This window comes from Amycolatopsis pithecellobii, from assembly GCF_009707865.1.
GTDB lineage: Bacteria > Actinomycetota > Actinomycetes > Mycobacteriales > Pseudonocardiaceae > Amycolatopsis_E > Amycolatopsis_E pithecellobii.
This window is the reverse complement of the sequence record NZ_WMBA01000037.1, coordinates 36,046-48,675: the sequence shown is the minus strand read 5'-3', so window position 1 is coordinate 48,675 and position 12,630 is coordinate 36,046. Positions and strand designations below refer to the sequence as shown.

Below are 12,630 nucleotides of genomic sequence, written 5' to 3'. Positions count from 1 at the left end.
GAGTGACACGCGCGGGATCGCTGCAACCGGGTGGCGCCAAACCCCAGGGTGTGCAGAACGGGTTCGCCTGGCTCATCACGGACTTCGTGCACCGGGTTCCCGGAGCCGCGCACGCGGTCGTCGTGTCCGCGGACGGGCTGATGCTGGCCGCGTCACGTGGCCTGCCCAAGGACCGGGCCGACCAGCTGGCGGCGGTGGCCTCCGGGCTGACCAGCCTCGCCCGCGGTGCAGCGAAGGTCTTCGAGGGCGGTCCAGTCGCGCAGACCGTCGTCGAGATGGCCAACGGCTTCCTGTTCCTGATGTCGGTGTCGGACGGTTCGTGCCTGGCGGTGCTGGGCTCACCGGACAGCGACATCGGGCTTGTGGTGTACGAGATGACCCTGCTGGTTGACCGGGTCGGCCAGCAGCTGACCCCGGAGATGCGGGCCCAGTTGCAAGGGGCCGCACGCGCGTGACGCGCGGGGGCCATGAAGGTAGCTCTAGTGGACGCGGGTCGGGCGATGGAGTTGGACGGGGACCGGATGGGCAGGAACGCCGCGAATCCTGGCTCGGATCCGGAAGAACCGCAGAACGCACTGGCCGGCGATGACGACTGGACGAAGTTCCGGGAGCGGGTGGATCGCGAGTGGCGGCAACGTCGCGCCGCGCAGTCGCCCGAGCCGGGACACGGTGGAAATGAGTACCGGGTGACCGATTTCGGTGACCGGCTGCTGTCGGGGCCGGGTTCGGAACTGTTCGGTGGGCGAGCCGAGGACGGCGACCCGCCGGACGAAGGGTTTGCCAGACCCGGGGAGTACAGCGGGTATCACGCGGTGGCGCCGGGACCGGGGCCGTCCGGGTACAGCGGTCACCCGAGCCTGCCGTCGATACCGGCCGTGCACACGGGAACACCGCCGCCGAGCGCGGCCGAGACCTCCGGGCTGGTGCGGCCGTACTTCCGCACCGGCGGGCGCACCAAACCCAGCTATGACCTGGCCATCGAAGCCCTCGTCTCCACCAGCGAGCGCGGCCGCGTGCTCGAGCGGGTCAAGGTGCCTGAGCATCGATCCATCTGCGGGCTGTGCCTGGACACCCGCTCGGTGGCCGAAGTGGCCGCCTACCTACGATTGCCGCTCGGTGTGGTCCGGGTGCTGATCGGTGACGTCGCCGGACTCGGCCTCGTCCTGGTGCACACCGCGACCGCAGCCGTGGGCGATCGTCCCAGTATCGAATTCATGGAGAGGGTGCTCAGTGGCCTTCGGAGAATTTGACTCCGACGCGAACACGTCGGCGGCCAACGGACCGACACAGTCGGCGAAGATCGTGGTGGCCGGCGGTTTCGGCGCGGGCAAGACCACCCTGGTCGGCGCGGTGTCCGAGATCGACCCGCTCACCACGGAAGCCCAGATGACGGAGGCGAGCCTCTCGATCGACGACATCTCGGCGACTCCCGACAAGTCCACCACCACGGTGGCGATGGACTTCGGCCGGTTGTCCCTGGATTCCGATCTGGTGCTCTACGTTTTCGGCACGCCGGGCCAGCACCGGTTCTGGTTCATGTGGGACGACCTGGCGCTCGGTGCGATCGGCGCGGTCGTGCTGGTGGACACCCGGCGCCTGGCGGACGCGTTCCCGTCGATCGACTTCTTCGAGAACCGGAACCTGCCCTACATCGTGGCGATCAACTGCTTCGACCGGCTGTTGCACCACCAGATCGAAGACGTCCGGCATGCGCTGACGATCGGTGACCACGTGCCGATAATCGCTTGTGACGCAAGGGAACGCGAGTCCGCGAAGCAGGTGCTGATCTCGGTGGTCGAGCACGCGATAGCCCGCGACACGGCGCTGCAGCCGGGCTGAGGCCGGGCGCTCCCCGTCCGGGTGCGGCCGTTGGGGTGAAGATGCGAGTCACCCGTCTTCACCGGTCGACAACCCTCCTGCGGCGAATACCCTGACTACGAATCATCGCGACGATACGACGGCGAGGAGGTTGGCGTGAGCGCATCTGCCTATCACACGGGCAGCTTCGGCTGGCTCATCACGGATTTCGTGCGACGAGTTCCCGGCGCCGCGCATGCTGTCGTCGTGTCGGCGGACGGGTTGTTGCTCGCCGGCTCCGAGGGCCTGCCGAAGGATCGCGCGGACCAGCTCTCCGCGGTCGCGTCCGGGCTTGTCAGCCTGACTTTCGGTGCGGCACGCGCTTTCGAGGCCGGACTGGTCAACCAGACCGTGGTCGAGATGGAGCGCGGGTATTTGTTCCTGATGTCGATCAGCGACGGGTCGAGCCTTGCCGTGCTGGCCGCGCCGAACTGCGATATCGGCACCGTGGCGTATGAGATGACACTGCTGGTGGAGCGCGTCGGGCAGCAGATGACGCCCGAGATGCGCGTCCAGCTCCAGGGCGGTGTGCACGGGTAGCGATGAGTGAGTTCCCGAAGGGCCCCGAGGACGCCGTGTCCGACGCCTGGGCGGCGCTGCATCAGGGCGCTGACCGTGAAGAGGTCGACTCGCCGGCTCGTTTCACGCTGGATCGCTCAGCGGTGCTGATGCGCGTCCGTTCCGTGCACGGCATGCAGCGCCGTCAGGTCGATCCGCCGACGCAGTACATCGAACCGAGCGCGCACTACGGCGAACTCGATGTGCGCGAGCTGCCGCCCGCGCCAACGCCGGACCCGGTCGCGGTCAGGCAGCGCACCAGGATGCGGCCGTACGCGCACACCCGCGGCCGGACGCGGCCGGATTACGAGCTGGCGCTGGAAACTCTGGTGTCCACAAGCGACCGTGGTCGCCGCTACCTCGGCGCCACTTCGGTGCAGCACAAGCGGATCTGCGATCTGTGCGCGGACGCCCGGTCGATCGCGGAGATCGCCGCCTATCTTTGCCTGCCCCTGAACGTGGTGAAGGTTCTGGTCAGCGACATGGACAACCTGGAGCTGGTGGTGCTGCACCAACCGGGCCTGTCCTTCGGCGACCGATCCTCACGCGAGTTCATGGCCCGCGTCCTAGCCGGCCTCCGCTCCCTATAACCCGCGAGTTGCGCGTTCCCACCGCGCGAGTTGCGCGTTCGCGCCGCGCGAGTTGTGCGTTCCGGTCGCGCGAGTTGTGCGTCGGCGTCAATCCTCGACGAGGGCCGCGGAAGTGATGCGGTGCAAGGGGTATCGCTCGTCTTCGGTGCTCAACAGCATGCCGCCGCCGACGTGCGCCGGGGTGACGATCCGCTGACTCGCCGTGCCGTGCGAGTCCACGAAGCCGATCCACACCTCGCGACGCTCGCGGCTCGCGCGTGCCAGCAACGCCATCGTCGCGGCGGTGTCCGAGCCGCCACCGCCGCCGGGCAGCCGCACCTCGGTGCCACGGCGCCGGCTCGAAGCCCTGTCCCCGGCCCGCAGATGCGCGATCACCTGTGCGATCTGCTCGGCGCTCGCACCCTGCGGTTCAGGCAGCGCACGCCGCACATTCCTGGTACGAGCCGGAATCCGGCGGCCGTTCGGTCGCAGGTCGAGCACCCGCCCGTCCGGGCCCTCGGCGGCCGGGGCGAACCCAGCCGCGCGCAACCCGTCCAGTACTTCGGCGAGTGGCACCGGGCTCACCAGCACCGTCGGCGCGATCTTGCGCAGCTGGTACTCCTGCGCGACCGGGTTGCCGAGGACCTCGGCGAGCAGTACTTCGTCGTCGCAGCGCAGGAATGACGCGGCCGCACCACCGCGTAACCGGCCGTGCCGCCGCGCGACGTCGTCGATCAGGTACGTCAGCGACTGCGGCACCGGCGTCGCCGAACGTGCGCGGAACAACTCGTGCAGCTCGTCCGCGGTCTTCCCGGCGTCGAGCGCACGGCGCACGGTCTGCTCGGTGATCCGGTAGACCGTCGCATGCCCCGCCGACTCGACGTCCGCGACGGCCTTGATCTCCGCCGCCAGCTCCGGTTCGAGCGGTCCTGGCGCGACCACGGTCAGGTCGGCCTGGACGAGTACATGGTCGATGGGCGAGGGCAGCGCGTCGACCATCGCCGACAGCGCGCCTTGGCGATCGTCGGCGAGCAGGGCGCCCGCGGCCCTGGTGAGCGCGCCGAGTGCGATCACACCCAGCGTCGAGGCCTCGGCCATGGTCCAGCGCACGGTCTCGTCCCGCAGCCGTCCGCCACGGCGTGGCGCGCGCCAGGCGAGCACGGCGACGAGCTCGTCGACGCTCTTCACCCCACTGCCGGCCGGCAGTTCGGCGAGCGCTTCGAGCACACGACGCCGGTTGATCGGCGCGAGCGGGCGCCGCAAGTCGTCGGAAAGTGGCGCCATCGCCTTGTCTTTGGCGTCGCGCTGCCCGGCCAGCCCTGGCAACCGGGGCAGGTCGAGCCAGGCCTGCGCGAGGGTGAGCCACCGTTGTGCCGGCGCCGACGCGAGCCACGTGTCGGTCAACGTTGTCGGCACCCACTCGGGCGTGGTGTTTCCGCTGTCGGCGACCAGGCCGGCGCCGACAGCGAGCTCGGCGAGCAGCGTCGCGTGCGTGTCGTCGACTTCGAGTTCCTTCGCGAGTTTGCGAAGTTCCCGCACACCGAGCCCACCCGCCTTGAGTACCGGCGGTGGTTGTCCGGACCACTGGGTGAGCAGAGATTCCATCTGCCGCAGGAACTCCGCCGCCTCACCCGCGGCCGCTTCGTCCACTGTGGACTGCTGGTGCGGGTTGGTGGGCAGCTCCGGTTCGTGACGCGCGGCCGGTGAGGAGGAATGCCCGTCACGCAGGATCAATGCGATCTCGCGGGGTAGCTCAACGGTATCCGCGTCGCGGCGCAGGAGCAGACCCCGGGCGAGCAACCGCTGAACCGGCGTTTTCGCTTCATCGAGGGGAACCTGGGTGAGCGCGTCCTTGCTGCGCCCGATCGGCGGGCCGGCGGCGAGCGCGCTCAGCACCGCGTGCTCGTCCTCGCCCAGCTCGGAAAGATCGGCGCCCGCCAGCTCGGGCACCGAGGCCCCGAGCCCCGCCGGGAACGGGCCGACGATCTCCCGCACGACCGGCACCACCCGCACCGCGTCGTCGTCACCCCACGCGACCGCTCGCCCGCGCAGCCGGTCCAGTGCCTTGCCCGGAGCGGCGCCGACGAGCTCGGCGATCTTCGTGGCCGGCACCGGCTCGGTGTCGGCGTTCGCGACCAGCAACGCGTCGAGCACGGCGAGCGTGAAGGTGTCCAGATCCTCCAGCGCCCGCGCGGTGGAACCGGCCGTGCCCGCGCGCGTGGCGAGCACAGTGCTGTCGGAGGGAGGCGGGGTGGCCAGGTCGCGCCTGGTCTGCAGGAGCGCGGCCAGCTCGTCGTCGGATGCGGAGCGCAGCCATTCCGCCAGAGAGGTCGCGGGCATCACAGTGCAGGATACCGCCCTGGCCTCCGCGGACCGCTTGTGTTGAGGCAAACTGAAAGCCTCACAGCCGAACGGGAGGATGTCGTGGCCAAAGGAGACAGCGGCAAGAAGGCCGGCCGGATCGACCCGAGCTGGCCGAAGGTGCCCGACGGTGAGCACCCGGTGAGCGAGTTGGCGGCGGACCGGCAGGGCGCGCTGTCGCCATATGGCGACGTCACGTTTCCGCTGGACACCGTGCCCTACGTGCACCCGCAGACCGAGATCAACAAGTAAGGGGTAACGACTGTGCCGGTTCCCGGCCCCGGTTATTCGATCACCGTCCGCGTCGAGGCCCCGCCGTCGGCGAGTGCAGCGGGCGATCTCACCACCGCCGTCGGCCGGGTGGGCGGCGTGCTCACCGCGTTCGACGTCGTCGAGTCGCGTTCCGATGCGATCGTCGTCGACATCACGGCGAACGTCACCAACGCCGACCATGTCGAGGACGTCACCAAGGAACTCGACTCGCTGGACGGCGTGCGGGTGCGGAAGGTCTCGGACCGCACCTTCCTGATGCATCTCGGCGGCAAGTTGTCGGTGAGCCCCAAGGTCCAGCTGCGCAACCGTGACGATCTGTCCCGCGCGTACACGCCGGGCGTCGCCCGCGTGTGCAAGGCGATCGCGGCCAACCCGGCCGACGCCCGCCGCCTGACCATCAAGCGCAACACGGTCGCCGTCGTCACCGACGGCTCGGCCGTGCTCGGCCTCGGCAACATCGGGCCGGAGGCGGCGCTGCCGGTGATGGAGGGAAAGGCCGCGCTGTTCAAGAAGTTCGCGGACGTCGACGCGTGGCCGGTGTGCCTGGACACCCAGGACACCGAGGAGATCATCAAGATCGTGAAGGCGCTCGCGCCGGTGTATGCGGGGATCAACCTGGAGGACATCGCCGCGCCGCGCTGCTTCGAGATCGAGAAGCGGCTGCGGGACCAGCTCGACATCCCCGTGTTCCATGACGACCAGCACGGTACGGCGATCGTGGTGCTGGCCGCGCTGCGGAACGCGTTGCGGGTGGTGGGCAAGGACATCACGGACTGCAAGATCGTGGTCAGCGGTGCGGGAGCGGCGGGTTCGGCGATCATCCGGCTGTTGCAGCACAAGAAGCCGGCGGACATCATTGCCGCCGACATCGACGGAATCGTCCACAATGGACGGTCGATTCTCGACGACAACCTGCGGCACCTGGCGGAAACGACCAACAAGGACAACGTGTCCGGCAGCCTGCACGACGCGCTCGTGGGTGCCGACGTGTTCATCGGGGTGTCCGCGCCGAACCTGTTCGGGGCCGCGCAGGTCGCGACGATGGCGCCGAACCCGATCGTGTTCGCGCTGGCCAACCCGGATCCGGAGATCGACCCGCTGGAGGCGCAGCAGCACGCCGCGGTGGTCGCGACAGGGCGCAGCGACTATCCGAACCAGATCAACAATGTGCTGGCGTTCCCCGGCGTGTTCCGTGGTCTGCTCGATGCGCAGGCCCGTGACATCGACGACGAGATGCTGATCGCCGCGGCGAACGCCATCGCGGATGTGGTGGACGACCGGTTGAACGCGTCGTACATCGTGCCGAGCGTGTTCGACTCGGCGGTGGCGCCGGCTGTGGCCGAAGCGGTGCGGGCGGCGGCGAAAAGGACGGCCGCCGCGGGCTAGCCTGGGGGCTGTGAGCGAACTGAGTCACGTCGACCAGACGGGCGCCGCCCGGATGGTCGACGTCTCCCGCAAACAGGCCACGGTCCGTACGGCGATCGCGACCGGGGTGGTGCGCACGACCGCCGAGGTGATCGGGTTGTTGTCGTCGAACGGCTTGCCGAAGGGCGACGCGCTTGCGACGGCGCGGATCGCCGGGATCATGGGGGCCAAGAAGGTGCCCGATCTCATTCCGTTGTGCCACCAGATCGCGCTGTCCGGGGTGAAGGTCGAATTTTCCCTTGGTGAAGCCGAAATCGGCATCGAGGCGACGGCCAAGACCACGGACCGGACGGGTGTCGAGATGGAAGCGCTGACGGCGGTCGCGGTCGCCGGGCTCACCGTGCACGACATGATCAAGGCGGTGGACCCCGAGGCGACGCTGGACGAGGTCCGGCTCGAACGTAAGGACGGCGGCAAGACCGGTACCTGGGAGCGAACGTCCCGCAGGACACAGGAGTGACCATGAGGCGCACGGCACGGGTGATCGTCGCGTCCAACCGCGCGGCGTCCGGTGTTTATGAGGACAAGACGGGCCCGGTGATCGTCGGGTGGCTGGCGGCGCGCTCGTTCGAGGTGCCGCCCCCGATCGTGGTGCCGGACGGTGAGCCGGTGGGCCGGGCGCTGCGGAACTGCCTCGACGAGGGGCCCGATGTCATCATCACGACGGGCGGTACCGGTATTTCGCCCACCGACCGCACCCCGGACGAGACAGCGGCGGTGCTCGACCATCAGCTGGCGGGTTTGGCGGAAGCGATCCGCGGCGCAGGCCTGCCCAAGGTGCCGACGGCGGTGCTTTCGCGCGGCCTGGCCGGTGTCGCGGGGCGGACGCTGGTGGTGAACCTGCCGGGCTCACGCGGCGGAGTGAAGGACGGCCTCGGTGTCCTCGACGGCGTGCTGGAACACGCGATCGACCAACTCTCCGGCGCCGACCACCCACGTCCCGCCGACTCAAGCGCCGCCTTTGCAGCGCCGGGTGGGGCCGCAGTCCGTGAGGGACAAGTGGCTGAGCAGCAAACGGGGTATGAGGCGCAGCCGCCGCAGCATGGTCAGGTGGCCGACCGGGCCGCCAGCGCCGAACATCCGCGGCCCGCGGGAGCGGATGGGGTTTCCGCGCATGAGGTGGCGCCGCCGAGGGTGGCGTTGGCTCAGGTGACCGAGCAGCCGCTTTCGGTGGAGGCTCACGCTGAGCTCGTCGATGACCAGGCGGCCGGCGCTGTGGTGACGTTCGGCGGTGTGGTGCGGAACCACGACGGCGGGAAGTCGGTCGAGACCTTGTTCTACGAGGGCCATCCCAGCGCGGGCGATGTGCTGGCGAGGGTGGTCGCGGAGGTCACCCGCCGCCGGGGCGGGGGTGTGCGGGCCGTGGCCGTCAGCCACCGGCTGGGGGCACTCGCCATTGGCGACGTCGCATTGGCCGTCGCCGTCGCGGCCGACCACCGGGCGGAGGCCTTCGCCACCTGCGCGGAGCTCGTCGACGAGGTGAAGGCCCAGCTCCCCGTCTGGAAACATCAGCACTTCGCCGACGGGTCCGACGAGTGGGTCAACTCGCCGTAGCGGCCGACGCTGAACTTGCCCGGGTTGTGACCGCATGAGGATCAAGCGGCCTGGGTATTGAGTTGGAGGCGCCGAGGGCCCCACCGCACGGGGGAGGCGGTGGGGCCCTCGGTTGCTCATCGAGGAGTCACGGGCTTGCCGTGATCGATCCGATGGGCTGATCGCGCCGTGAGCGACCTTCAGCAGGTCACTTGGTGGCGATCTTCTGGCCCACCAGGATCAGGTTGGGGTTCTGGATGTAGTTCGAGTTCAGCTGCTGCAGCTTCTGGTAGCCGCCGTCGACACCGAACTTCTGCGCGATCTTCGACAGCGTGTCACCGGCCACGACGGTGTAGTCACCGTTCGGGTTCGACGACGGCACTGCGGTCGCGGCCTGGGTCGCAACCTTCGGCGCGGGCGCAGCGGCCTTCTTGGGGGCCGGAGCAGCAGCCTTCTTCTGCGGGGTGGTCTTCTTCGCCGTGCTCTTCGAGCTGCCGGACGCGGAGCCACTCTTCTTGCCGCAGACGGGCCAGGCGCCGATGCCCTGGCCCTGCAGGACCCGCTCCGCGACCGCGATCTGCTGGTCACGGGAGGCACCCTGCGGGCTGCCAGTACCGCCGTAGGCCTTCCACGTGCTCTGCGTGAACTGCAGACCACCGTAGTAGCCGTTACCGGTGTTGGTGTTCCAGTTGCCACCGCTCTCGCACTGCGCGATGGCGTCCCAGTTCACGCTGGCTGCCTGCGCGGGGGTCGCAGCGATTGCCAGCGGGGTGCCGACCGCGAGACCCGCGACAGCGACGCGGGCGATCTGACGGGCGGCGGGGGACATCTTGCGGTGCTTGCCTCGGTAAGACATTCGATCTACTCGGCCTCCGCGCCGTCGAGCCAGGCCATGGGCCGGGGCTTACGGGGCGGACCACAAGGGCCCGTGGCTTCCCGGCGGGATCCGGGTTGCCGACCCAGTCCACGCACGCGGCGCGGTCCGGGTTCCCTCCGTCCCTGTCCGGAAGCTTCTTTCGCTCGGGGTTTTGTGTCCGGGATTCCGCCGGACAGGGTTTGGCGCATCGGAATCCCGGTCTTGCCGTGGCCGGTTCGGGGCCAGCCGAAAAGCGACGGTACGTAATCGAGACCGTGATCGGAAATTATTCGGCACGTGACCTACATCACAGTAACGGGGCACAACCTATGACGATTTGGGTGTTTTCCCTGGTAGATGGGCCGTTATGCGCCCGTTTCCTGGCCGAGATATTTCACTGTTCGTGAGGTCTGTGTCACGTCCTTCTGGCTACCACTGGGCCGTTCGTGAAGGCAATGAACGCGACCAAAAAATTCGGTCAACCGCCGGCGAACGGGGGCAGCACATCAAGTTCCGAGCCGTCCGGAACCGTCCGGGAATGGTCGCGAACCGCCACTCCGTCAAGAAGGAAACTGGCGGCTTGGAGTACGCGAGGCAGTTTCTCCGGATGGCGTTCCCGCAGTACTCCGAGTGCTTCGCGCACGGATGCACCTAAGGGCAGTTCTATCTTCTCTTCTGTCACTCCTGAGGCGGCCCGCGCGGATGCGAAATACCGCACCAACACCATCGTCACGCACTCAGCCCCCGATCGCGCTCATCGGCCGGAGCGGCTGGGCGAATCCGGCTTCGTTGATCTCGTGCCCGGCAAGCTTGCCCCACATGGTCATCCGCCATGCATCGGCCACCGCTTCGTCGTCGTGACCGGCGCGCAGCAGCCCGCGAAGGTCGGTCTCCGCGTTGCTGAACAGGCAGGAGCGCACGGCACCGTCAGCGGTCAGCCGGGTGCGCTCGCACGCGGCACAGAACGGCCTGGTAACCGACGCGATCACCCCGACGTCGCCGGGACCGCCGTCGACCAGCCAGCGCTCGGCGGGGGCACCGCCACGCTCGCCCGGGCTCGGCGTCAGGTCGAACTCGGCCCGCAGCAGGTCGAGTATTTCCGAAGCGGTCACCATGTCTCGCCGGTTCCAGCCGTGCTGGGCGTCCAGCGGCATCTGCTCGATGAACCGCAGGTGGTAGCCGTGATCGAGGCTGAACCGCAGCAGGCTCGCCGCTTCGTGCTCGTTGACGCCGCGCAGCAGCACCGCGTTGATCTTGACCGGGTCGAGTCCGGCCGCGCGCGCCGCGGCGAGGCCATCGAGCACATGCGACAGTCGGTCCCGGCGGCTGATCGTCCGGAACGTTTCCCGATCGACCGTGTCAAGGGACACATTGATCCGGTCCAGCCCGGCCGCGGCAATCCTGGCTGCCCGCTTGGCGAGGCCGATTCCGTTGGTGGTCATGGAAAGCCGGGGCCGCGGCCGCAAGGCGGCGATCTGTCCGATGAGGTCTTCGAGACCCGGCCGCAGCATCGGCTCGCCGCCGGTCAACCGGATGTCGGTGATGCCGAGCCGTTCGACCGCGATCCGCAACAGCCGCAACAGTTCTTCGTCAGTGAGGACGTCCTTGCCGGGCAACCACGGCAGGCCATCCGCCGGCATGCAGTAGGTACAGCGGAGGTTGCACCGGTCGGTGAGCGAGACCCGCAGATCGGTGGCCACTCGTCCGAACGTGTCGATAAGGGCAGGGTTATCCGGCCTCGGTTCGGACGTGGCAGGTTCGACCCGGAGCCGGGGCAGACCGAGATTTACCGCACTCATTGACACCAGCCTAACCCCACTCGGCCGCGCCGCGACGGCCACGAACACCGAGGCTGGAGTCCACTGGGAACCGCTGCTGTGTAACGAAATTCGTGGTGAGCACGTAGACGCCTGGTTTTTCCGTAGACGCGGAGATAATGTCGCGACCATGCCGCAATTTCGGTTCTCGGAAGCCGCCGGCCTGCTCGGGGTCAGTGACGACACGGTGCGTCGCTGGGTTCGGGCCGGGCAGCTTGGTTCCAGTGTGGACGCCGCGGGCCGCAAGGTCATCGACGGCGCCGAACTCGCCGCGTTCGCCCGCGCGCAGGCGGCCCAGCCGGACGACCCGTCCGCTGTCGGCCGGTCCGCACGGAACCGGTTCGTCGGGCTCGTCACCGAGGTCGTCGTCGACAAGGTGATGGCTCAGGTCGAGCTGCAGTCCGGTCCGCACCGGGTGGTGTCGCTGATGAGCACCGAGGCCGTGCGTGAGCTCGGGCTGCGGCCCGGCGTGCTCGCGGTGGCGGTGGTGAAGGCGACGACGGTCGTCGTCGAGACTCCTGGAGGAGAGCGTTGAAGAAGGTATTGGTCACCTTGGCCGGTGTCGCGTTGCTCGTCGCCGGCTGTGGTTCGGGCGCGTCCAGCAGCGCCGGCACTGCCTCCGAGCCGAAGACGCTCACGGTGTATGCCGCCGCGTCGCTCACCGAGTCGTTCAACGCGCTGAAGACCCAGTTCGAGGCGGCGCACCCCGGTGTCACCGTCAAGTACAACTTCGGCGGTTCGTCGACACTGGTGCAGCAGCTGACCAACGGGGCGAAGGCGGACGTGTTCGCGTCGGCGGATCAGGCGAACATGGACAAGGCCGTGCAGGGCGGTGTCGTCAACGGCGCGCCGACGGTGTTCGCGACCAACAAGCTCACGATCGCGGTCCCCCCGGGAAATCCGAAGGGGCTCAAGGCTTTCGGCGATCTCGCGGGTGCCGGGCTCAAGGTCGTCGTGTGCGCCGCGCAGGTGCCGTGCGGCTCGGCGGCGCAGAAGGTCGAGAAGAACACCGGCGTGACGATCAAGCCGGTCAGTGAGGAGCAGGACGTCAAGCAGGTGCTGACGAAGGTCGAATCCGGGGACGCCGACGCGGGCCTGGTCTACGTGACCGACGCGAGTACCGCCGGTGGCAAGGTCGCGCAGGTCGACTTCCCCGAGTCGGCGCAGGCCATCAACAACTATCCGATCGCCGTGCTCAAGGACGCTCCGCAGGCCGATCTCGCCCAGCAGTTCGAGCAGTTCTTACTCGGTGCGCAGGGCAAGGCCGAGCTGACCAAGGTCGGTTTTGGCACGCCAGGGCAATAAGGACGGGCCTGTCCGGGAAGGCTGAGGTTTTGTCGCTTCGGGCGGGTAGTCGTGTTCCGCGCGCGAAGGTCCCGTG

At 68.6% G+C, this 12,630-nt stretch carries 15 protein-coding genes; 11 read left to right on the top strand and 4 right to left on the bottom strand.

All coding sequences use genetic code 11. The features are described 5' to 3' along the window. Window positions 1–2 precede the first annotated feature (2 nt). From GKO32_RS22300 to GKO32_RS22280, 5 genes are all read left to right on the top strand, one after another. The gene (locus GKO32_RS22300; RefSeq protein ID WP_312868317.1) at window positions 3–455 is read left to right on the top strand and encodes a roadblock/LC7 domain-containing protein; all 453 of its coding nucleotides are present in this window, start codon (window positions 3–5) and stop codon (window positions 453–455) included. 27 nt (window positions 456–482) lie between these two features. Continuing rightward, entirely contained in the window at window positions 483–1,250 is a 768-nt protein-coding gene (locus tag GKO32_RS22295) for a DUF742 domain-containing protein (protein WP_312868316.1), read from the top strand. Then, window positions 1,231–1,839 carry a GTP-binding protein gene (locus GKO32_RS22290; protein WP_312868315.1) on the top strand — a complete coding sequence of 203 codons (609 nt, stop codon included), beginning with the start codon at window positions 1,231–1,233 and terminating at the stop codon, window positions 1,837–1,839. The genes GKO32_RS22295 and GKO32_RS22290 overlap by 20 nt, the downstream gene beginning before the upstream one ends. Before the next feature lie 135 nt (window positions 1,840–1,974). Beyond that, the gene (locus GKO32_RS22285) at window positions 1,975–2,397 is read left to right on the top strand and encodes a roadblock/LC7 domain-containing protein (RefSeq protein ID WP_312868314.1); all 423 of its coding nucleotides are present in this window, start codon (window positions 1,975–1,977) and stop codon (window positions 2,395–2,397) included. 2 nt (window positions 2,398–2,399) lie between these two features. Continuing rightward, complete coding sequence (locus tag GKO32_RS22280; RefSeq protein WP_208024504.1) at window positions 2,400–3,005, top strand: DUF742 domain-containing protein; 606 nt, start codon at window positions 2,400–2,402, stop codon at window positions 3,003–3,005. Between the two features lie 87 nt (window positions 3,006–3,092). Here the strand turns inward: GKO32_RS22280 and GKO32_RS22275 are convergent, their stop codons facing one another. Continuing rightward, window positions 3,093–5,324, bottom strand: coding sequence for a helicase-associated domain-containing protein (locus GKO32_RS22275; protein ID WP_154758817.1), 2,232 nt, complete (start codon window positions 5,322–5,324; stop codon window positions 3,093–3,095). An 84-nt stretch (window positions 5,325–5,408) separates the two neighbouring features. Between GKO32_RS22275 and GKO32_RS22270 the strand changes: the two genes are divergently transcribed. The 4 genes from GKO32_RS22270 to GKO32_RS22255 are packed head-to-tail and all read left to right on the top strand — an operon-like array spanning window position 5,409 to window position 8,597. Beyond that, a complete protein-coding gene (locus tag GKO32_RS22270) occupies window positions 5,409–5,597 on the top strand; it encodes a hypothetical protein (protein WP_312868313.1) in 189 nt (62 codons plus the stop codon). A gap of 12 nt (window positions 5,598–5,609) precedes the next feature. Beyond that, window positions 5,610–7,004: an NAD-dependent malic enzyme gene (locus tag GKO32_RS22265; protein ID WP_312868312.1), complete on the top strand. Its 1,395-nt coding sequence runs from the start codon at window positions 5,610–5,612 to the stop codon at window positions 7,002–7,004. 10 nt (window positions 7,005–7,014) lie between these two features. Then, on the top strand, window positions 7,015–7,503 hold the full coding sequence (gene moaC, locus GKO32_RS22260) for a cyclic pyranopterin monophosphate synthase MoaC (protein WP_312868311.1): 489 nt from the start codon (window positions 7,015–7,017) through the stop codon (window positions 7,501–7,503). Between the two features lie 2 nt (window positions 7,504–7,505). After that, on the top strand, window positions 7,506–8,597 hold the full coding sequence (locus tag GKO32_RS22255; protein WP_154758815.1) for a molybdenum cofactor biosynthesis protein MoaE: 1,092 nt from the start codon (window positions 7,506–7,508) through the stop codon (window positions 8,595–8,597). 187 nt (window positions 8,598–8,784) lie between these two features. Here the strand turns inward: GKO32_RS22255 and GKO32_RS22250 are convergent, their stop codons facing one another. The 3 genes from GKO32_RS22250 to moaA form a co-directional block, all read right to left on the bottom strand. Next, complete coding sequence (locus GKO32_RS22250; RefSeq protein ID WP_154758814.1) at window positions 8,785–9,432, bottom strand: LysM peptidoglycan-binding domain-containing protein; 648 nt, start codon at window positions 9,430–9,432, stop codon at window positions 8,785–8,787. A 478-nt stretch (window positions 9,433–9,910) separates the two neighbouring features. Beyond that, window positions 9,911–10,159: a MoaD/ThiS family protein gene (locus GKO32_RS22245; RefSeq protein WP_154758849.1), complete on the bottom strand. Its 249-nt coding sequence runs from the start codon at window positions 10,157–10,159 to the stop codon at window positions 9,911–9,913. Between the two features lie 10 nt (window positions 10,160–10,169). Then, complete coding sequence (gene moaA, locus GKO32_RS22240) at window positions 10,170–11,231, bottom strand: GTP 3',8-cyclase MoaA (protein ID WP_154758813.1); 1,062 nt, start codon at window positions 11,229–11,231, stop codon at window positions 10,170–10,172. 148 nt (window positions 11,232–11,379) lie between these two features. Here moaA and GKO32_RS22235 point away from each other — a divergent pair, with 148 nt between their 5' ends. Both GKO32_RS22235 and modA read left to right on the top strand, forming a co-directional pair. After that, window positions 11,380–11,784, top strand: coding sequence for a TOBE domain-containing protein (locus GKO32_RS22235; RefSeq protein ID WP_154758812.1), 405 nt, complete (start codon window positions 11,380–11,382; stop codon window positions 11,782–11,784). Beyond that, a complete protein-coding gene (modA, locus tag GKO32_RS22230) occupies window positions 11,781–12,554 on the top strand; it encodes a molybdate ABC transporter substrate-binding protein (RefSeq protein WP_154758811.1) in 774 nt (257 codons plus the stop codon). Before GKO32_RS22235 ends, modA begins: the two co-directional genes overlap by 4 nt. The last annotated feature ends 76 nt before the right edge of the window (window positions 12,555–12,630 follow it).